Genomic DNA, 19,360 nt, shown 5'->3' with positions numbered 1-19,360 from the left:
AGAATCGGCATTGTGCATGCACAATGCCGATTCCGGACGCAATTATGCCGAGGCATAATTGATACCTCTCTACAAAAATGAAAGTGTAACAGAAGGGTGATTATTATGAATTGGAGAGTATATATTCTTGCCGTTACTACCTTTGCAGTAGGATTGGTGGAATTAATTGTAGGTGGTATATTACCAACAATTGCAGAGGATTTAAATGTGTCCTTAGCAACTGCGGGACAATTAATTACCATATTTGCTCTTGTCTATGCAATATCTGCTCCTGTCCTTTTATCATTAACCGCAAAAGTGGAAAGGAAGCGCCTTTATCTTATTTCTTTATTTATTTTTACTTTAGGTAATCTGATGACGTATTTTAGTACGACATTCTCGATCGTCATGATTGCTAGAATTTTCACGGCGATGAGTACCGCATTGGTCATCGTTTTATCCTTAACGATTACAACAAAAATTGTTGAACCAAAACATCGTGCAAAAGCTTTAGGGCTTGTTTTCGTAGGTGTCAGTTCGGCACTTGTCATCGGTGTCCCAATGGGGATATTTGTAGCTGAAGCATTTGGATGGCGAGCTGTGTTTTTAGGAATTGCGCTTCTTTCAACTGTATCCATGATTCTTATTGCGTTACTGCTTGAAAAAATGCCTGTTGTAGAAGTTGTTCCATTAAAGGCTCAAATTAAATCATTAGCGAATTTAAAAATCTTAAGTGCACAATTAACAACACTATTTATGCTGGCTGGTCATTATATGCTTTACGCATATTTAACTCCATTTTTAGTAGAAGCATTTGATATGAGTGCCTCATGGATTAGTATCTGTTATCTAATCTTCGGAATAGCGTCTGTCAGTGGGAATGCTCTCGGTGGTTGGCTAGGCGACAAAATGGGTACTGGTAAAGCCATTCTATTGATTGTATCTACCTTCGCCGTTGTATTATTTAGTATTCCTTACACGATTGTTGCGTTACCACTCTTTTTAGTCGTAACAATTTTATGGGGTGCACTTAGCTGGGCTCTTACACCGCCATTACAAAATTATTTAATACAGACTGATCCAAAAACATCTGATATTCAACAAAGTTTAAATACGGCTGCATTACAAATCGGTATATCCATAGGTTCAGCTGTTGGTGGGGCTATGTTTACTGTTACAGGATCTGCTATGCATTTATCTAGCTTCGGTGTCATTTTAGTTTTATGTGCGCTAGGCTGTGCTATTTTCTCTCTAAAAAGAGCGCCAGTTTCACATGAGGCTGAGCTAGGGCTGAAATCGGCCCACAACAATTAGAGTGGCTCATCGAACGCCCCGGGAAAGCGCTCAGTCGTAACAGAAATCACATTATAGTAATGGCTGGAATTTGGCCTATCATAAAGCATTCTGCGAAAACGTATATCATGTGAAAAGTTGATTGGAGTGGAGGCTTGGCGATAATCCTTGGGGTCAGAATAAAGAGGAACAAAGGCTAAAACTATCACGTCCTGTGATAACGCCTTCGTGACCAACATCATGTTGTGGACGCCCCGGGAAAGCGCCCAGTCAAAACGGAAATCAACCACGTTATGGTAACGAACTTTTAGAGTAAATTTTTTGGTTTAAATATCCAGAAAATACTACTGTAAAAGAAGGACAATTATATAGAGAGATAGAATGTAAGTTTAGAGGAGGTTGGTAAATACATGCAGATAGATTTAACGGAATTTAAAGAATCAAATGTGAAAGTGTTCGCAACGATTGACCAGACGCTTTACCGAAATGTGGGTGCTATTATTTTATATGAAGAGGATTCACATACTTTATCTGTACGAAAATTGAAACGAAAAATCGCTAATCAATATATACCAACAGTCGAACTCGAAAACTTTCTGTTCGACTCTCAAGCAGATGCTATAAAATTTACTCATAAGCTTACTAGAATGAGTGCACTCGATTATTTATTAATTTCGAATAAAAAAAGCTAAATGATATAAGGTTAATTGGGATTGTCCATAATTTAAAGAGGAGTTAGAACTATCGTTAATTTGACAATCCAGAAATATACAAAGGGCCTATTTTGAATGCCCTTTGTATATTTTGATACATAAATAATTTTACTAACTAATAAAAGTGATAGACTTATCTTAGCTTTTTTAAGTAAAAATAGTTAATCATTATGAACACCCCATGCTCTACATTTCTTGAAGTGTTTTCCCCTATGTAATTCATCAAATGATGTCCCTTAAGAACTAATTGTTTAAAATTTAAATTTCCTTTTAACTGAATTAATACAGCGTAGTTATTGCTAGAGTGCTGATTAATTCGCCAAAGTTATTATTAGCTGATGAACCAATTGGGGATAGCCAATCAGGTACGGGCGTAATGCAACTAAGGAGGTGTTAGATTGTGCGAAAAAAACACATTTTTATTATTTTGTTCATCCTCGCAATACTGCTGCTTGTAACAAGGATTACGTATAAAATGGAGATGAATAACATGAGTAATTACCCAATACCTGGAGAGATGGTAGAAATCAATCAACATAATATTCATGTTTATAAAACGGATGAATCATCAAAAAGTAATTTCAGAATCATATTGCTACCTGGCAGTGGAACGACTTCTCCTTATGCTGATTTCTATCCTCTATATAGTAGATTAAAGGACCAATATGAAATCATTTTATATGAACGTCCTGGCTATGGCTGGAGCGATAAAACAGCTGACGATCGCAATATTGATACAATGGTAGATGAATTACGGGAAACGCTTCAAAGAGTAAATGAGGCTCCTCCTTATGTGCTAGTGGCCCATTCTATGGGGTCCTTAGAAACAATACGTTATGCACAGCGTTACCCGCAAGAAATAAAAGCACTTGTTTTTATTGATGGCATTAGTCCAACATACGCAAAGAACTTTAAATATACATTTACTAAAAAAATTAGTTGGAATACGATAAAGAGTATCGGTGAAATAGGACTAATTAATGCAATATCTAAAACAGGAGTCCTAGATAAGGTTTTCATTGATATTGATAATTTACCAAAGGACTTACAAGATATAAAAAAATTCATGGCCATAAAAAATATGAACAATTCTACAATGGAGAACGAAATACAAGAGATGAGCTCTAATGGAGAAATAATATTACAAAATAGGACCATAGGAGATATTCCATTACTTTTGTTTAGTGCAACAAATAATGGCTATAAAAATTGGTTACAAACACAAACAGAATTATTGGGGTTATCTACAAATACGAAGCAAGTAGTTTATGAAAACACTAAGCACTACATTCATCATGAAAAAGCTGAACCTATGGCACATGAAATTCAAAAATTCTTAGAACAACTCGATTAAAATGTATTCAGGTTTCTTCAATTGTTTTAATCAAACTCATCTTCTAAAAAAATTATATTAATAATATCTAGAGAAAACAGTTTGTAATCGCAAGCTGTTTTTTTTATATGCGCCTAGCATGAACGTAATCTAAAGGGTACCAGTCAGCTACAAAGATAGAAGTAGTGTTAGCCAAGTGCAAGGCACCTCCTACTCGATAAGGAAATTGTAGAGTTTTAAGTTGTGGATAATCAAGGGCAGAGTTTTCTCTAAGCTAAGACATTATATCCTCGAGGTCACTTTAATCTCTCGAGTGCTTTTGTTCGAGGCTTTATCAGCGATACTAGCTCTTTTATCAGCGATGATCGAGGTTTTATCAGCGATACTAGCTCTTTTATCAGCGATGATCGAGGTTTTATCAGCGATACTAGCTCTTTTATCAGCGATGATCGAGGTTTTATCAGCGATACTAACTCTTTTATCAGCGATTTTTGTTTGTTCTTTGCCCTTCAACTTTTGATGTAATAAAGATCTTTGTAGTACGAGTACTGCTGCTCGAAAATTGATGAAATTTACATAAATATAATAAAGAATCCGTTTTATATGTTTACCTATCAAATAAATATTTAATTTCTATATCGATTATTATCATACTGGAATAGGACAAGGAATAGATTGTTGTAGTTAAAGTATTTTAGGGGCTCGAGTAGATAGAGAGTCTGATGATTCAACACTATTTTTAGGATATATAAGTTTCTCTCTGCCTAAGATAGATAATTCAAAGGGGTCTACTGTTGGGAATCTAACGTATTAACTAATAACAGTATTTTCTCCTGAATCCAGTCAGTGAGAAGGAATTCGGGATAGGACGCTGTTGTGAGTTACTTAATAATTTCAATTGGAGGGGGAATCGAATGTCAGACTATCATCAACAATCATCAGCTGAAGTTATGAAAAATTTGAACGTGACAGATCAAGGATTGAGTGATTATGACGTTCAAAAGAGGCAAGAAGTGTACGGCTATAATGTATTGAAGGAAGGAAAAAAAACAAGTGCATTCGCCGTTTTCTTTGGGCAGTTTAAAGATTTATTAGTCATTATTTTAATCATCGCTGCTTTCGTTTCATTTCTATTAGGGGAAGTAGGAAGCACGATTGTGATTATGGTTGTCGTTATATTGAACGCGATCCTAGGAACTGTACAGCATATTAAGGCAGAACAGTCTTTGGATAATTTAAAAGCCTTAACCTCTCCGATTGCCAAAGTAATGCGAAATAATCAACTCATAGAGATTTCTTCAGAAGATATAGTCGTTGGGGATCTTCTATATTTGGAGGCCGGCGATTATATAAATGCTGATGGAAGATTATTAGAAAGTCATAATTTGCATATCAATGAAAGCTCGCTGACAGGTGAATCAATCGCTGTAGCGAAAAGTATCGATCCTATTAAGGAAGGCAATGTAACAGTTGCTGATAAAAGGAATATGGTGTATTCTGGAAGTTTTGTGACAACAGGTCGAGGTATTGTCATGGTTACAGCTATTGGGATGCAAACGGAAATCGGCAAAATTGCAAATTTACTCGATACTGCAAAAGAAAAGAAAACACCTTTACAAGTAAGTTTGGATCATTTCGGAGAAAAATTAGCTTTAGGGATTACGTTAATCTGTTTAGCGATTTTCGTGATTGACCTTGTTAGAGGGCGTGCGCTAGTAGAATCGTTTATGTTTGCTGTTTCACTTGCCGTCGCAGCAATTCCAGAAGCATTAAGCTCCATTGTTACCATTGTGCTAGCTTTTGGGACACAAAAAATGGCAAAGGAAAATGCCATTATTCGAAAGCTTTATGCTGTGGAAAGTCTTGGAAGTGTATCTGTCATTTGTTCAGATAAAACAGGGACATTAACTGAAAATAAAATGGTTGTACAAGAGGTATATGTGGATGAAAAAGTTATTCCACATGATCAGCTACACACTGGAAATGCAGTTGAGAAAGATCTTATGTTAAAGGCAATATTATGTAATGATGCTGTAGGAAGGGACGATAAGGAATTCGGTGATCCTACTGAAATTGCACTCGTAAAACTAGGAAAGCAATATGGTTTTGACGAAATCCAGATAAGAGATCATTATCCAAGGGTGACCGAAATACCTTTTGATTCAGATAGAAAGCTCATGAGTACTGTAAATACTATCAATCAGCAATCTATCATGATTACAAAAGGAGCATTAGACGTCCTTCTCCCTAAAATTATAAAAATAAAAACTTCAAAAGGTATAGTTACTATTACAAATCAACAACGTCAAAAAATCGAAGCGGTAAATCGTGATTTTTCTATGAATGGGTTAAGGGTGCTAGCAGTCGCCTACAAAGAGGTAAAGGAAAATCAAGCAATTGATGCAAGAGCTGAAAAAGACTTAATATTTGTTGGTTTAGTCGCGATGATGGATCCGCCAAGACAAGAATCTAAAGGTGCAGTTGAAAAGTGTATAAAGGCTGGTATCAAACCGGTGATGATTACAGGGGATCATAAAATTACAGCAACCGCTATTGCCAATCAAATCGGGATTTTAAATGATCCCTCTGAAGCGATTGAAGGGCATGAAATAGAAGGCCTAACAGATCAGCAGCTTCAAGAAAAGGTTAATGATTTTTCTGTTTATGCCCGAGTAACACCAGCTCAAAAAATTCGTATCGTTAAAGCGTGGCAGGAAAAAGGACATGTCGTCGCCATGACAGGAGATGGTGTTAATGATGGCCCGGCTCTAAAACAGGCCGACATTGGTGTGGCAATGGGCGTTACCGGTACAGAGGTTGCTAAGGATGCCTCTTCTATGATACTAACAGATGATAATTTTTCAACGATTGTTAAGGCTATTGCAAACGGTAGGAGTATCTATACGAATATTAAAAACGCTATTTTGTTCTTATTATCTGGGAATGCAGGTGCCATTTTTGTTGTTTTATATGCAACAATATTAGGTTTGCCAGTTCCTTTTGCGGCTGTGCATCTATTATTTATTAACTTACTAACAGATAGTTTACCGGCGATTGCAATCGGTCTAGAGCCGAATAATAAAAAAACAATGAAGGACAAGCCCCGAAATATTCATACACCGTTATTAAACAAAGCATTTACTACTCAAGTGGTACTCGAAGGATTACTAATTGCCATTTCTACAACTATTGCCTTTGAAATCGGATTGTCAACGGGAGATACTTTAACGGCGAGCACTATGGCATTTACGACATTATGTTTGTCACGATTAGTGCATGGCTTCAACTCCAGAGCTAAAGAATCGATCTTCGCCATTGGACTATTTTCTAATAAATATACTTGGCTTGCATTCTTTATCGGTTTTTTAAGCTTACACGCAGTATTGTTTATTCCAATGCTTACAAGTGTGTTTGAGGTTGCCACATTAAGCACCGCACAATTAGGCTTTATTTATAGTTTGTCTGTGCTACCGTTCCTTGTGAACCAGTGGTACAAGCTGTTGTTCGTGAGAAGTCGATAACAAGGTAAAAACACAGAAGCTCTCGTTGTCAAATGAGAGCTTCTTACATTACAGTCTTAGTAGGAGCTAGAAGCCAGCCTTTGTCATTACTGAGTCGCACTAGCTTTGCACCAAGTATGGCATACCTCATATGAAGTTCTCCATATTTTGCAGTATGCTTCTTCTTAACGGATATTTCTAAAGCCTGGCTAACTGAAATAAGTGAAGAAGCTATATTCATCGATAAAATGGCACTAATTTCTGTATCATTAATGGCTTTTTTTCCTCGGATATTGCCCATTTTCAATTGTCTGTAGTCGATTGAAGTAGTAGGAGCAAGTACCCCGTTTTCCTTTAATAACACTGTTAGATGTTTATTTTCCTCTTTTAAACATTGCACAAAATCCACGATAATAACCTTTAATTTTTTATCAATGGCATGCTTGAAAAATGCATGATTTGAAGCTATATAGCCATTATTAACGCCGATCTGTGTCCATATTTTAAAAATTTCCCTATAGCGTAGCGATGCTAGATTTTCATTTACCAATTCCATAGTTACACTTCCTAACTCATGTTCTCGTTCATTTACTTGAGATTAGGATGTGTTAATAAATGAAATTCTAATCACTTTTTACAATAAAAGGGTTAATCGCTATGAGTCGCTTCGCTTGTGCTCCAGGGGCTCATCTGTGACACTGTGTAGTTCATGCGAAAACGTTTAGCAAAGGACACGCTGCTTAAACCCAAGAGAAAACTGATCGAATCAGTGCCAACTCGGAGTGAAAATCAACCTTTGTCATTGTTACACATTATTTGTAGATAAGCTGAAAGGTTTATTCCTTTAATTTCTTACTTTTAAAGCTATTAATAGTTGTTTTTAATGCAGCGAAATTTCCAATAGCTGCGTAACCATAAAAAAAGCCCATAAATATTCCTGCAATAAGATTATGTCTATGGCTTATGAAAATAGAAATAATCAAGCCAATAGCAAGGGCGATCGCGGGAACATATTTAGGCTGAACATGCATAAACACCTTAATGAGCTGTGTAATCAGTAACACAGCTGGAACGGCTATTATAGCATCCCAAAAATTCGTATGGATCACTGGAAATAATTCCATTTTCTACACCTCTTTTAGTAATAACGAAGCTATGACTTAAAATTAGATTTTCCTTTTTATTTATTTTTATGCCATGAAAGGTGTAGTGCTTATGAGTCATACACTATTGCTTAATAATATGAGCCATAAGGATTCATATATGGGTTCATATATGGATTTTGATATGACGGATATGGGTTCATAAATTGTGAAGGTCTATACTTATTTTTATGTTTATGATGAGGATCTTTTTGCTCCTTTTGATCTTTTTGCTTTTCAGAGGTTGATTTTACACGGTTACAGTCTTTCGGTGGACCGATATATGTTGATGGTACAATAGGCGCAATTGTTTTCTTCCACTGATTTTCATCTAAACAATAAGTGTGAGCCATAACATTGGAAGGTGTAAATTTCAAAATATCTGAACCTAAAATAACATCAGGAGTTGGAGCATCAAAAATAGCCAATAAATGCGTGTCATTCTCAGTAGCTATTTCATAATGCCACCATCCTTGTGGTACATTGGCAACTTGGCCAGGCTCGATAGGATAGTTTTTAAACTCTTTTGTAAAAGGATTAAATATAGAAACAATGGCAGCACCAGAAATACAATAAATAAGTTCTGCTGCATTTTGATGATAGTGAGGCTCTATCACCTTATTTCTACTTAGAAAAATATCAAGCAAAGATATATTTTCTAACGTATTTAGTTGTTCTACACCTAAAATATTAATAAAATTCCGATCATCTTTTTTGAAAAGAGTATTGTCATTTACATCTGAAGTGAACTCGGTTGATGACGAAGTATAGTCAATATTCGAGCTAATAATTACATCCTTTCTAATTAATTTTCAAATCCATATCTTAAGCACAGAATATGTACAAAGCTATTTTAGGCTTACACGAACGCCCATTGTCTTCATTTAACAAAATGTCTTCTGTGCGAAAGCGAAGCGACAGCAACAAATGTTTTAACTGTGCGAAAGCGAAGCGACAGCAACAAATGTTTTTTCTATGCTCTAAATACCCCTTAGCTGAAATTTCCTCTTCTAATCAGGAACATACGTGCGTATAATAAAAGTGCGAATATTTGTTCTATTTTAAAAAACAGCTCTGTTGTGCTCACTGCATATAAGGGGCTAGTGAAAAGGAGCAACTAAGATGAAAGAACAGTTAATAAAAGTAATGCAGCGTCAACAAGTAGTTAGCATGATGTATGTAGCCAAGTCGCGTGTTATTACGAAAAGGCGTGTAAAAATCATAAAGATTGTTGGTGATTCCTTTACAGCATTTTGCTTTACGAGGCAGGCAAAACGTACGTTTATTATTAACAATGTTCTAGCAATAATGCCCGTTACACATCGAAAGCGTGAGATGATATGAATTACGACAACCTACCGCATAAGGACATTGACATGAAATGCTTTTACGCAAGCTGTTTGCCATGCTAGAAGATTTAGATATCTTGAAAGACTCATTACAGTTATTAGGAATTTTGAGCAACCCGGTAGTGTCGTACTCGCAGCCTCGTCAGTGATGAAGGAAAAGTTTAAAATCAAGACGGGAAACCGTAATGATTTTAAGTGTTTCTTAATTTTCTCTTTTGTCCATCGAAGACAATAGCAAACAGATAAAAAACGGATTAGCTTTATAAAGTAGCTACTAACGTAGAAAAAACCGATCCTCGGTATGTTAGGGGATCGGTTTTAATTTTTTTTTGTAATTTTCAACAATCACGCGCGTTTGGTTTAATTGTTAAAAACCTTCATTCATTTATCATAGAAGGTAAACGAGCCAGATGCTTACGACAATAAACCAAATGTTGATTGACAACAGGAACACTCGCTCACATATCCCAAAGATAAATCGCAACGGCTTGAACATCGTTACAATAACAGCCCCAAGTGAGATAGAAGAAACCATGGTTATGATGTAAAAAAATAGATTTAGATTTTCAAAGTCCTCCAGTAATTTCAAATGACTTCCTCCACGATTAATGACCATATAGGAAAAAGTGAACGCAAGAATAGCAAATAAGTAATGGAGTTTTCCTCGAACCGAAAGTTTTTCTCCTTCTAGGTCAGTTGGAAAGAATAACATAAGGATACGGGAGATGACCATTAGAATGATTAAAATCGGAATGGACGAGGATATGGAGAAGCGATCTTTTACATTTAACAACACGATAGCAAGTGACAATCCCCCTAAGTTGCTGAACCAAGCGTAAATTAAAAATAAATTTTTTGTAGCACCTACACCGTAATCACTTACAGCATGTCGAATAGGATGATAGCCTGTTTTCTTAAAGTGAAGTATGAGAAAAAAAATGAAATAACTCAAAAAGAACAATACGGCCATAATCGATAGAATTTTCTCGATGGACAATTTCAGACCTCCCAAAGTTCATTCTGATTCAGTTCCCTAACAGTTCCTTCCCCGTTTGTTGAATATCGACAATTTAATTTTAAATGACTTTATTATTTTATGATTTAAACGGTTTTATTATCACGAAACTTGTTTTTTTATGAGAATCCATTTTTGTAAACGGAGATATCTAATACCTAAAAGAATGATTAGCTTCCACCAATAGTTTTTGCCTTCCAGAATAGCAGTTATATCAAATAATGCATTGACTGTGAAGTAATTAAGTACATTAAGGCTTTCGTAACCGTACTTAACAATTGGAATAAGAAAAAGGCAATAGGGATACCAGCCCCAAAAGCAAGGGCGTTTTTCGTTAAGTTGCAATAGCTTGAGAAAAAGAACGAAATACCGCTGATATTAATTTTATTTGTTTTATAATGTTTCACGTCTACTTGACAGTGGTAAGTCTAGTGCCATTGAGTACCTGGTATTTTATTGTTTCCAAAAATTTAATCTTGTTAAAATGCAAACATTTGTTCTAGAATGTATACAAACAAATGTTCTTACATATGATAGGTAAAGGGAAAATTAATGTGCCAATAAAAAATATCAATAATACACAGCTATTATTGATGAAATTTCGAGAGATAGTGGGAGGAAGCTAAAATGATAGGGCAACTGATTAAAGCTATGCAGCGCAAACAATTTGTGAACATGATGTATGTAGCAAAAGATGGTTCCGTATCAAAAAGGCGTGTAAAAGTCATTAAAATTGTTAGTAATTCGTTTCAAGCATTTTGTTTTACAAGACATGCAAAACGTACTTTTTTGATCAGTAATGTTCTAGTCGTTATTCCTTTTGTTAGTAAGGGGCGTGAAGTTGTATGAATTATGAGGGTATGCCCAATAGACCTATTATGTGTATCGATATGAAATGCTTTTACGCAAGTATCGTAGCGATGTTACATGGGTTAGATGTTTTAAAAACTCCAGTTGCAGTAGTAGCAAATTTTGACCAACCAGGTAGCGTAGTGCTTGCTGCCTCCCCCTTAATGAAAGAAAAATTTAATATCAAAACTGGTAGTCGTCGTTATGAAATACCTAAACATCCTGACATTAGATTGTTTGAGCCTAAAATGAGTTTCTTTATTCAAATGTCGATGACGATTACAAAATTGATCTCTAATTACGTACCAGTTGATGCTATACATGTGTATAGTGTGGACGAAAGTTTTGTTGATTTAACCGGCACTGAAAAGCTTTGGGGGTCACCTGAAGAAACAGCTAGGGAAATACAAAGGGCTATTCTTGACCAATTTAGTATACCTAGTGCAGTAGGTATGGGACCAAATATGTTAATAGCTAAATTAGCTTTAGACCTTGAAGCAAAGAAAACAGGCTTTGCTAAATGGACGTATGAAGATATTCCAAAGAAATTATGGCCTGTACGACCTCTATCTGAAATGTGGGGCATAGGAAAACGAATGGAAGCAAATCTAAATGCTATGGGCATACAAACAGTTGGTGGTTTGGCTAATACAGATCTAAAAGAATTAGAAAAGCGTTTTGGTGTAATGGGCAATCAACTCTATTACCATGCATGGGGAATAGATCTATCCAAATTAGGGGAGCCGTTAATAACAAATGGCACTTTAAGTTTTGGGAAGGGTCAAATGCTGATGAGGGATTATCACACACGAAAAGAAATCTCTGTAGTGCTCCTAGAAATGTGCGAAGACGTAATGAAACGCACACGTGATGCAGGGTTTGTTGGCCGTACAATCAGCTTAGGTCTTTCTTATAGTCGAAACGCCATGACCAAAGGGTTCCATCGGTCTAAAACAATTGCAGTGCCAACAAGTGAAACCCTTGTAATGTATAAAACTTGCCTTGAATTACTGGATGAACACTTTGCAGGTGAACCAGCTCGACAGTTATCTGTCCGAATAGCCAACTTAGAGAGAGAGCATAGTATCCAATTAGATTTATTTGACGAACGCAAACCACAACGTCAAGTCATAGGACCTACTATGGATGCCATACGCAATCGGTTTGGAGCAACATCAATATTAAGAGCAGTGTCTTTCACAAAAGCTGGTACAGCTATTAATCGAGATCGCCTAGTTGGTGGTCATTTGGCATAGGAGTGATTTATGAATGATACAGGACAGAGGTAATATTAAATGGGCATCGATGATGTTGCCAGAGCATTTAGAGCTTCTTAGAGAATATAAACAGGAGCGTACAGAACAGCCAAGAGAATTGACTGAGTGGGAACTGGAAGAACTGCAAAAATCAATCGATCAAGCTTTTAATCAGCAATTGGAGATAAAATTAGAAGTGTGGAAGGACTACAAAATTACACAATGGACTGGAATAATTAAATCGATGAATACTAATGAGCTCATACTTGAAACACTACTTAAAACGAGAAGTATTCCAATCCAAAGTATTCAATCAGCCCAACTGGATGCTGATTACTATGATTAAAGCCGACGAAAGACAATTACTTCATAAGTATCTTTTATTAGAACTAGCGGTTAAATCATTGCAGGTTGACTATTGTAAATTAGAGCAGTTTAAAATGAAAACGGTATTTCTTCCAATGATGGATTCATTGCTAAAGGATCTAAGACAAGAATATTTTAACCTCAAACGAGAACTGGCACAAAAACGTATACGAGTTGTAGGTTGGCAACCAGTAGATGAATACTTTAGTGACGTGCAAGTTGCCACTGCAGGTAATGATGTAGTACTCCGCTATGCAAATCAAGCTCTTAAATCACAAGTGGAAAAGCTGTTGATTAATCATATTACAAATGACAGGTATTAGGCCTGTTTTTTTATATGTTTTCCCAAATCTAAAGTTGAGTCGACAAATTGAGAAAAGATTGAAATTGATTTAATAAATTTATTTTATTTCTTGTTCTATATGACAAGTAATAAAATAGGTCATTTTTGTTTGTTCCTTGACTAATAGAAAAAGGTACTTTTGCAATAGAGAGACAAAAGTACCTAAACGCTATATTTAGGGTTTTAAAACCACTTTAATACAGTCTTCCTGTTTTGTATCGAATATTTTATAACCATGTTTTGCTTTTTCAAGAGGGAGGACGTGTGTAATGATATCACCTGCATTCACTTTACCATCAGCGATTAAGTTATAGACATGAGGCATGATATGAACAACTGGGGCTTGTCCAGTCCGAATCACTACATTACGCTGGAAAATATCCCCGAGCGGGAAGGCGTTGTATCGACCACCATATACACCGGTAATTTGAATAGTTCCTCCTTTACGTACAGCTTGACTTGCTGTGACTATGGCTCCCATAGCACCACTTTGAAGTTTTACACCACTTGCAAGAAATTCGAGAGGCGTCATTTTTCCGCTCATCCCGACACAATCAATGACAACGTCTGCACCGCCCTTAGTAATCTCTTTCAGATATTCACCACAATTTTCATGGTCTTCAAAATTAACGATTTCGACGTTATTTGTCTTCTTTGCATGTTTAAGACGATACCCGATATAGTCAACTGCGATCACTCTTTCTGCTCCTTTCAACCAAGCAAATTTTTGTGCTAATAGTCCAACAGGTCCGCAGCCAAGAATAACAACAGTATCTCCTTTCTTTACACCGGCATTATCTACACTCCAAAAAGCAGTAGAGGCAGCATCGGCAAGGAGAACTAGACTTTCATCGGGAACTTCAGATTTCTCTGGAATTTTGAAAGGGATAAAATTGCCATATGGAACTCGCATATACTCTGCCTGTCCTCCCGGAAAACCGCCTGTTGTGTCTGAATAACCAAAGTAGGCACCCATTTCGCCATTATCGTTTGCATTATCGCACTGACTTTCCAAATCATGATTGCAAAACCAGCATTCCCCGCATGCAATATTAAAAGGAATGACAACTCGGTCACCCTTTTTAACCTTCGTCACCCCCTTGCCAACTTCTTCTACAATGCCCATCGGTTCATGGCCAATGACATAATCCTGTCCAAGATTTGGAATCATTCCATGGATCAAATGCAAGTCTGACCCGCAAATGGCAGTTGTAGTTAAACGAACAATAATATCATCGGCTTTTTTTATTTTAGGGTCTTGTACTTCTTTAACCTCAACATTTTTTATACCTTGAAAAGTGACAGCTTTCATAAAAAAAATCCCTCTTTTTTGTTTATTTTTTCGGTGGAGTAGGGAACATTCCTTTGCGATTCATGCTTTTAGGAAATAAATCCAACTGTGCAATACTAATCGCATTTTCTGCAGATTTAATATCCAATTCTTTTTGACCTTCTAAATCATAAGGTTTTAACCATTCTTTTTTTAACATTAGTTCAGAAATTTCGAAATATAAATCAACCATGACATCCAGCTGAGTTCTCATGATTTTCTGAAGAGCAGGGGAAGCTGTTTCTGTTAAGGCAATTGAAAGATTTCTAATACCCGTCTTTGTTGTAAGTAAAAACTCAAGAGCAAGCCCCGAATCAGTTAGTTCAGGCATTCCAATTGAATTTATAGGATCTAAATAGTCCTCCATATAATTGTCCTCCTAATATTCTAATTGTGATTTAGAGTAGAGCTTAACCATTGCAGTGAGTGCTGGAGTAGATAATTTTACATTTTTGTCCAATAATGCTCTTAAATCATCATCAAAGACCACACCTTGACTCAGCTTCGATTTAAGTAAACTAGTTGTCATAAAGTTAATGACTTCATGAAATTCCATTGTTTCATGAAGTGCTAATTTTTTCTCAAACACGCAATTCGCACCTCCAGAATTTTCTTTAAAAAGTCTACCCTGTAGCAAGTCTATTTATACAAATTCGCCTTAGGTTTTTAGATTAAATTGTATTTCTAAAACTATATTGATAGCTAGAAAATCTTGTATTAAAGAGGGGGAATTTTGTAAGTTGTTTGAATACAAGGAGAATGAAGATGGTTGGCTATAACTGAAAGGCTGACATTAGATTTTTTGACGGGACTGCAATAGGGAACAGAGGATAAGAATGATTTGAGGTAGCATAGAGTTAACAGCTGCCGCATTAATGTACAAATTCAATGATGTAGAAAAGGCTTTTTATATCAATACTCTACTTGCCTTGGTAGGTCCAGTGATTCTCATTGTTAAAACAAGCGTCATTAACCTTATTATTTTTAATATGAGATTTGGATAAAACTAAGTGCTTTCAAAAAAGGACCTTCAGCCCAATAACGGTCAGGTCCATATTTTTATGCTGTTTCATTGGTTTTTTCAATATCTTCTACTTTGATAAACTTTAAGACAACAAACAGGAGAATGAATCCGAATACACCTGCCGTAATATAGCTGACATTGAGATAGTTTTTCATGACAAGTGACATAATAGGAGGGCCGGCTGCAACGCCTATAAATCGTGCCGAGCTGTAAAAAGAGGATACTGTTCCTCTTAACTCTTTTCCAATATTGTCAGTAATAATTGTATCAAGCGCAGGCAATAGTGCACCGATAGCAATCCCCGCTATACTCGTTACGACTAATAAAAGAATTAGTTTTTTGCTTGTAAACCCAACGAAGACAATACTGACAGACATTGCAATCAAGGAGGCAATAATTATTTTTTTAATCCTTCCCAGGTTTCCTTTAATTTTTCGACCGGATATAAATGAAGCTATACAAAGTAATAAAAGCGGGATGGCCAAAACAAACCCTTTTTTAATACCTTTTATATCATGAACTTTTTCGAGGTTTTCTGACAAGAAAAATAGCATACCAAATAATATAAGCATCACAAGGACCCCATTAAGGAATACGGTATACAACCATTTTCCTTCCTCCTTGAAAACTTTTTTTGTATTACGTAAAAACTCTTTGAACTTCAATGGTTCATCATCATCTTTAGGAGCTTTAACGAAGAAAAAAATAAGTACAATCGAAATCAGACTAAGCGCTGAAATGGAAAAGAAGGGCAGAAACCATAAAAAAGCGGCAAATATTGAACCTAAAATGGGACTTAACACTTTCCCAAACGTGTTAGATGTTTCAATTATCCCTAATGTAGAGCTTATTTTTTCGTCATCCTCCTGATAAAGATCACCTACAAGAGGCAATACGATTGGCATGGCACCAGCCGCCCCTATTCCTTGGACAATCCTTCCAGCAATAATCATTGCGTACGGGTCATCCATTTTCCATGAAGCAAATCCGGCAATCAGACCACCGATTAATGCTAAAATTAAGCTCGGTAATATTACTATTTTTCTGCCAAAGCGGTCCGATAAATAGCCAGCTACTGGGATGAGAAAAATCGCTGCGACTGAATAGCTTGTTATAATCATGCTTGACTGAAATGATGTTATCCCGACCTTATCTTCCAATTTCGGGAGCACGGGAATAAGCATCGAATTGCCAAGTGTCATGATGAGCGGAATAGAAGTCAAACTTACAATACACCAGACACTTACATTAACCTTCTCTTTGTCCATTACCACACCTCGACTAATATTCTTTTAAAGGTATGGTTTCCGTTCGTGTGCATTTTATGTGCTGTTGCCTGAGTTTATTGGAATAACGCTTGGTAAGCCTGCTTGCCAAAGTAGATCCCGAAACCAATCATTGATAAGGCTGAGATAAAAGAGACCGTTTTCAAAAGCTTTGTGGATAATAATTTTCGCGCAACACTGGATAAAAAGGCATAAATAAAATCCACTACAATAATGCCAAATAAAATGGCGATACTTACCAAAATGATTTTATACCCTGTAGAGCTATCAACCGTTTTTGCAAGTATGGAGCCGTATATTCCTAGCCAGAAAAGGATAGTTAGCGGATTCAAAAAAGACATGAAAAAACCGGCCATCATGGATTGTCTCAGTCGTGTTCTTTTACCGGTTTTCGAATCCATCTCAATTTTATGTAGCGACAGTAAATTTTCGATCCCGGTGTACAAAAGAACAAAACAGCCGAAAGACCAAAGTATTGTTTTCAACCAGATGGAATTGATAAATTGTCCAATTCCAAAATATACGATAAACATATATATAATATCAGTCAATATGGCACCCAGACTAAAAAACCATGCATGAAAAAAGCCATTTTTTAAACCTGTATTTAATAGGACAGTCTTAACAGGTCCAATTGTTGCAGCCATTGATAGTCCTAAAAAGATATAGGTAAATATAGAATCCATAAAATAGCCTCCAATTATCAAATGTACTTGCATTTTATTCGAAGGCAATGACTTTTAGGACAATTAAAAAGGACGATTCTAATAGGATTTTAAGATTTGTTTCTCTGTTTTAGAGGTAATTTTTTAACATAATTATTTCAGTGTCGGCTTTTTTTCATGTTTAATTAGGATAAATAATACTTGTCTAAATATATAGTTGGAGAATGATAACCGAAAAATAGAGAACATGCGGAAGTAATATGTCCTTAATGCGATGCTAAACTAATTATAAGGGGAAACTTTTTTTATACTTAACAAAGAATATTATGCCATTTGAGTTGAAAGTTATTTTATATATTTGTCATCTCGAATGCTTACTATAAGTGGAAATAAAAAAGGTTGCATTCTTCTTAGTAAAAATTAGTATACATAGGAACATTCTAAATTAGCCAACCTAAATTTAAGTCAAAATTTTAGGAGGTTACCATGGCTAATTCAAGACACTCAAAACCGGATGATAGATCCAATAATGTTGAACGAATCCGCGATATCATTAAAAACACTGAAGAAAAACTTCATGAAGCGGAAATTAGTTTGGAGTTTGCAGATCCTATGCAAAGTGAAATGATTAAAGAAAAAAATAAGCGACGTCAAAAGTCAATTGAAGGATTAAAAGAAGAAATGAAAGATGAAATGGCAGCTCGTAAAAAAGGTGAAGTGTAGAATTGGAGGCTTAGGAAGAGGAACAAACGTATCTCCATTCTTTTTAATGATAAAAAAGTGATTGCCTAAAAAGGCAGATGGTTTAGAGTTCTGTAATGGACCTCTACATAGCCATCTGCTTTTATTATGAGGTTGTAATAAAGGTATAGCTGTTGATGACGGTGGGGGCAGCATGTTCCCAAGCAGTTTATAGTGTGGAAGAGAGCTACTATGAGAACTTACAAAATAGAGGAATACTTTATTTCTAAATAAAAATATTATGTAAACTATGGGAGGAACTTGAAAATTTGAAGTGGAATAATTCAATTGGAACATCCAAAAAAGTATAAATTATTACATATATCGTTGGTATTTTTCTTTAAATAGCCGATTGATCTTTAAGAGAGTACCAATGAGGAAATACAATCTTTCCAATATAGTAAACTAAATGAATCTGTATATATCGTTACAGCTAAAGATGTCAAGGATAAACTATATAAGTATTCTTTAAAAAATAATTCATTAAAACAAATTGATATTCCGATTGATGTTATAGAGCAGATATTTATTACTCCTAAAGGTAGTTTTTGTCAGCAACACAAGTACAAAATATTTAAGAAAATTAATATAAGGGAATTTTCGAAAATTACGAACAACAAAGTGTTAGGGATAGATAGAAAAGAGTTAATAGAACCTGAAATTATTAATAGGAGATCCAGGGGCGGATTTAGAGAGACTGGAAGAAAAATCTCCAATTACGCATGTGAATAAGATTAAATCGCTTTTATTGGTCATTCATGGTTACGATGATCCGAGGGTAAGTATTAATGAATCAATAGAGTTAGTTAAAAAATTGAAAGTTTCTAATACGAAGGTAACGAACTTTGTTTTACGAAACGAAGGTCATGGATTTTCTAATAAGAGGAATCAACTTAATGCCCACGAGAACATTTATTTATTTGATGAAATTATTAAATCTACTTGCTCTATTTTATAAGAAAGAGCATAATGTGAAAAATAAAATAGTGAATTTTTGTTGAAGAAGCTAAAGCATAATTAAACAAGATGCTTATTATCTGTTTTCACTTTTGAGTGAAAACCAGAATCCTTTAGAAGCTTTTGTATTGTTTGGTCTAATCTAGGCTACGGTATATAAACCCTTCATTATTTGGGTATACTTTTATTACATAGAAAAGTAGGAGTTTGTATATTTGC

At 35.5% G+C, this 19,360-nt stretch carries 21 protein-coding genes and 1 pseudogene; 12 read left to right on the top strand and 10 right to left on the bottom strand.

What is annotated here, in order from left to right; all coding sequences use genetic code 11:
* Positions 1-105 precede the first annotated feature (105 nt).
* The 3 genes from MY533_RS12405 to MY533_RS12395 all read left to right on the top strand — a co-directional run bounded on the left by MY533_RS12405 (position 106) and on the right by MY533_RS12395 (position 3,339).
* Complete coding sequence (locus tag MY533_RS12405; protein ID WP_132361046.1) at positions 106-1,293, top strand: MFS transporter; 1,188 nt, start codon at positions 106-108, stop codon at positions 1,291-1,293.
* A 389-nt stretch (positions 1,294-1,682) separates the two neighbouring features.
* Positions 1,683-1,964, top strand: a complete 282-nt coding sequence (locus tag MY533_RS12400; RefSeq protein WP_248716197.1) for a hypothetical protein — start codon at positions 1,683-1,685, stop codon at positions 1,962-1,964.
* Between the two features lie 421 nt (positions 1,965-2,385).
* A complete protein-coding gene (locus MY533_RS12395; RefSeq protein ID WP_248716196.1) occupies positions 2,386-3,339 on the top strand; it encodes an alpha/beta hydrolase in 954 nt (317 codons plus the stop codon).
* A gap of 261 nt (positions 3,340-3,600) precedes the next feature.
* Here the strand turns inward: MY533_RS12395 and MY533_RS12390 are convergent, their stop codons facing one another.
* Positions 3,601-3,936, bottom strand: a complete 336-nt coding sequence (locus MY533_RS12390; protein ID WP_248716195.1) for a hypothetical protein — start codon at positions 3,934-3,936, stop codon at positions 3,601-3,603.
* Positions 3,937-4,232: 296 nt separating this feature from the next.
* Between MY533_RS12390 and MY533_RS12385 the strand changes: the two genes are divergently transcribed.
* Positions 4,233-6,839, top strand: coding sequence for a cation-translocating P-type ATPase (locus tag MY533_RS12385; RefSeq protein ID WP_132361042.1), 2,607 nt, complete (start codon positions 4,233-4,235; stop codon positions 6,837-6,839).
* 43 nt (positions 6,840-6,882) lie between these two features.
* Here MY533_RS12385 and MY533_RS12380 read toward each other — a convergent pair whose 3' ends face one another.
* From MY533_RS12380 to MY533_RS12370, 3 genes are all read right to left on the bottom strand, one after another.
* Complete coding sequence (locus MY533_RS12380; RefSeq protein WP_248716194.1) at positions 6,883-7,374, bottom strand: DUF3231 family protein; 492 nt, start codon at positions 7,372-7,374, stop codon at positions 6,883-6,885.
* A 280-nt stretch (positions 7,375-7,654) separates the two neighbouring features.
* Positions 7,655-7,942 carry a hypothetical protein gene (locus MY533_RS12375; protein WP_248716193.1) on the bottom strand — a complete coding sequence of 96 codons (288 nt, stop codon included), beginning with the start codon at positions 7,940-7,942 and terminating at the stop codon, positions 7,655-7,657.
* A gap of 110 nt (positions 7,943-8,052) precedes the next feature.
* Complete coding sequence (locus MY533_RS12370; protein ID WP_248719207.1) at positions 8,053-8,748, bottom strand: cupin domain-containing protein; 696 nt, start codon at positions 8,746-8,748, stop codon at positions 8,053-8,055.
* 334 nt (positions 8,749-9,082) lie between these two features.
* On the opposite strand from MY533_RS12370, the gene MY533_RS12365 reads away from it, so the two are divergent.
* The gene (locus MY533_RS12365) at positions 9,083-9,304 is read left to right on the top strand and encodes a transcriptional regulator (protein ID WP_248716192.1); all 222 of its coding nucleotides are present in this window, start codon (positions 9,083-9,085) and stop codon (positions 9,302-9,304) included.
* 393 nt (positions 9,305-9,697) lie between these two features.
* On the opposite strand, the gene MY533_RS12360 is transcribed toward MY533_RS12365, so the two are convergent.
* Positions 9,698-10,306 carry a DUF998 domain-containing protein gene (locus tag MY533_RS12360; RefSeq protein WP_248716191.1) on the bottom strand — a complete coding sequence of 203 codons (609 nt, stop codon included), beginning with the start codon at positions 10,304-10,306 and terminating at the stop codon, positions 9,698-9,700.
* Positions 10,307-10,951: 645 nt separating this feature from the next.
* On the opposite strand from MY533_RS12360, the gene MY533_RS12355 reads away from it, so the two are divergent.
* The 4 genes from MY533_RS12355 to MY533_RS12340 are packed head-to-tail and all read left to right on the top strand — an operon-like array spanning position 10,952 to position 13,118.
* The gene (locus MY533_RS12355) at positions 10,952-11,173 is read left to right on the top strand and encodes a transcriptional regulator (RefSeq protein ID WP_248716190.1); all 222 of its coding nucleotides are present in this window, start codon (positions 10,952-10,954) and stop codon (positions 11,171-11,173) included.
* Entirely contained in the window at positions 11,170-12,429 is a 1,260-nt protein-coding gene (locus MY533_RS12350) for a Y-family DNA polymerase (RefSeq protein WP_248716189.1), read from the top strand. The genes MY533_RS12355 and MY533_RS12350 overlap by 4 nt, the downstream gene beginning before the upstream one ends.
* A gap of 13 nt (positions 12,430-12,442) precedes the next feature.
* Positions 12,443-12,775, top strand: coding sequence for a YolD-like family protein (locus tag MY533_RS12345; protein ID WP_248716188.1), 333 nt, complete (start codon positions 12,443-12,445; stop codon positions 12,773-12,775).
* The gene (locus MY533_RS12340) at positions 12,768-13,118 is read left to right on the top strand and encodes a YhjD family protein (RefSeq protein ID WP_248716187.1); all 351 of its coding nucleotides are present in this window, start codon (positions 12,768-12,770) and stop codon (positions 13,116-13,118) included. Before MY533_RS12345 ends, MY533_RS12340 begins: the two co-directional genes overlap by 8 nt.
* Positions 13,119-13,313: 195 nt before the next feature.
* On the opposite strand, the gene MY533_RS12335 is transcribed toward MY533_RS12340, so the two are convergent.
* Genes MY533_RS12335 through MY533_RS12325 form a run of 3 tightly spaced genes read right to left on the bottom strand, consistent with a single transcriptional unit; the run spans position 13,314 to position 15,057 of the window.
* Positions 13,314-14,450, bottom strand: coding sequence for a zinc-dependent alcohol dehydrogenase (locus MY533_RS12335; RefSeq protein WP_248716186.1), 1,137 nt, complete (start codon positions 14,448-14,450; stop codon positions 13,314-13,316).
* A 22-nt stretch (positions 14,451-14,472) separates the two neighbouring features.
* A complete protein-coding gene (locus tag MY533_RS12330) occupies positions 14,473-14,835 on the bottom strand; it encodes a spore coat protein (protein ID WP_132361019.1) in 363 nt (120 codons plus the stop codon).
* A gap of 12 nt (positions 14,836-14,847) precedes the next feature.
* Positions 14,848-15,057, bottom strand: coding sequence for a spore coat protein (locus tag MY533_RS12325; RefSeq protein ID WP_132361018.1), 210 nt, complete (start codon positions 15,055-15,057; stop codon positions 14,848-14,850).
* Between the two features lie 262 nt (positions 15,058-15,319).
* Here MY533_RS12325 and MY533_RS12320 point away from each other — a divergent pair.
* Positions 15,320-15,436: pseudogene (locus MY533_RS12320) on the top strand (DUF2619 domain-containing protein); the annotation flags it as partial.
* Positions 15,437-15,527: 91 nt separating this feature from the next.
* On the opposite strand, the gene MY533_RS12315 reads toward MY533_RS12320, so the two are convergent.
* Together MY533_RS12315 and MY533_RS12310 are read right to left on the bottom strand one after the other, a co-directional pair.
* Positions 15,528-16,760 (bottom strand): MFS transporter, encoded by a 1,233-nt coding sequence (locus MY533_RS12315; RefSeq protein WP_248716185.1) that lies wholly within the window; start codon positions 16,758-16,760, stop codon positions 15,528-15,530.
* A gap of 74 nt (positions 16,761-16,834) precedes the next feature.
* A complete protein-coding gene (locus tag MY533_RS12310; protein ID WP_248716184.1) occupies positions 16,835-17,464 on the bottom strand; it encodes a LysE family translocator in 630 nt (209 codons plus the stop codon).
* A gap of 465 nt (positions 17,465-17,929) precedes the next feature.
* Between MY533_RS12310 and tlp the strand changes: the two genes are divergently transcribed.
* Together tlp and MY533_RS22325 are read left to right on the top strand one after the other, a co-directional pair.
* Complete coding sequence (gene tlp / locus MY533_RS12305; protein ID WP_248716183.1) at positions 17,930-18,166, top strand: small acid-soluble spore protein Tlp; 237 nt, start codon at positions 17,930-17,932, stop codon at positions 18,164-18,166.
* Between the two features lie 673 nt (positions 18,167-18,839).
* A complete protein-coding gene (locus tag MY533_RS22325) occupies positions 18,840-19,142 on the top strand; it encodes an alpha/beta hydrolase family protein (protein ID WP_371873351.1) in 303 nt (100 codons plus the stop codon).
* Positions 19,143-19,360: the final 218 nt, after the last annotated feature.

This window comes from Lysinibacillus sp. Ag94 (genome assembly GCF_023242215.1).
Taxonomy (GTDB): Bacteria; Bacillota; Bacilli; order Bacillales_A; family Planococcaceae; genus Lysinibacillus.
This window is presented reverse-complemented; position numbering and strand designations above follow the sequence as displayed.

Bases quoted from the DNA above. Each gene is read 5' to 3' on its own strand.
- MY533_RS12345 (WP_248716188.1), top strand. From the start codon at position 12,443: ATGATACAGGACAGAGGTAATATTAAATGGGCATCGATGATGTTGCCA.
- tlp (WP_248716183.1), top strand. From the start codon at position 17,930: ATGGCTAATTCAAGACACTCAAAACCGGATGATAGATCCAATAATGTT.
- MY533_RS12330 (WP_132361019.1), bottom strand. From the start codon at position 14,835: ATGGAGGACTATTTAGATCCTATAAATTCAATTGGAATGCCTGAACTA.
- MY533_RS12350 (WP_248716189.1), top strand. From the start codon at position 11,170: ATGAATTATGAGGGTATGCCCAATAGACCTATTATGTGTATCGATATG.
- MY533_RS12380 (WP_248716194.1), bottom strand. From the start codon at position 7,374: ATGGAATTGGTAAATGAAAATCTAGCATCGCTACGCTATAGGGAAATT.
- MY533_RS12340 (WP_248716187.1), top strand. From the start codon at position 12,768: ATGATTAAAGCCGACGAAAGACAATTACTTCATAAGTATCTTTTATTA.
- MY533_RS12375 (WP_248716193.1), bottom strand. From the start codon at position 7,942: ATGGAATTATTTCCAGTGATCCATACGAATTTTTGGGATGCTATAATA.
- MY533_RS12405 (WP_132361046.1), top strand. From the start codon at position 106: ATGAATTGGAGAGTATATATTCTTGCCGTTACTACCTTTGCAGTAGGA.
- MY533_RS12335 (WP_248716186.1), bottom strand. From the start codon at position 14,450: ATGAAAGCTGTCACTTTTCAAGGTATAAAAAATGTTGAGGTTAAAGAA.
- MY533_RS12355 (WP_248716190.1), top strand. From the start codon at position 10,952: ATGATAGGGCAACTGATTAAAGCTATGCAGCGCAAACAATTTGTGAAC.
- MY533_RS12315 (WP_248716185.1), bottom strand. From the start codon at position 16,760: ATGGACAAAGAGAAGGTTAATGTAAGTGTCTGGTGTATTGTAAGTTTG.
- MY533_RS12400 (WP_248716197.1), top strand. From the start codon at position 1,683: ATGCAGATAGATTTAACGGAATTTAAAGAATCAAATGTGAAAGTGTTC.
- MY533_RS12310 (WP_248716184.1), bottom strand. From the start codon at position 17,464: ATGGATTCTATATTTACCTATATCTTTTTAGGACTATCAATGGCTGCA.
- MY533_RS12365 (WP_248716192.1), top strand. From the start codon at position 9,083: ATGAAAGAACAGTTAATAAAAGTAATGCAGCGTCAACAAGTAGTTAGC.
- MY533_RS12385 (WP_132361042.1), top strand. From the start codon at position 4,233: ATGTCAGACTATCATCAACAATCATCAGCTGAAGTTATGAAAAATTTG.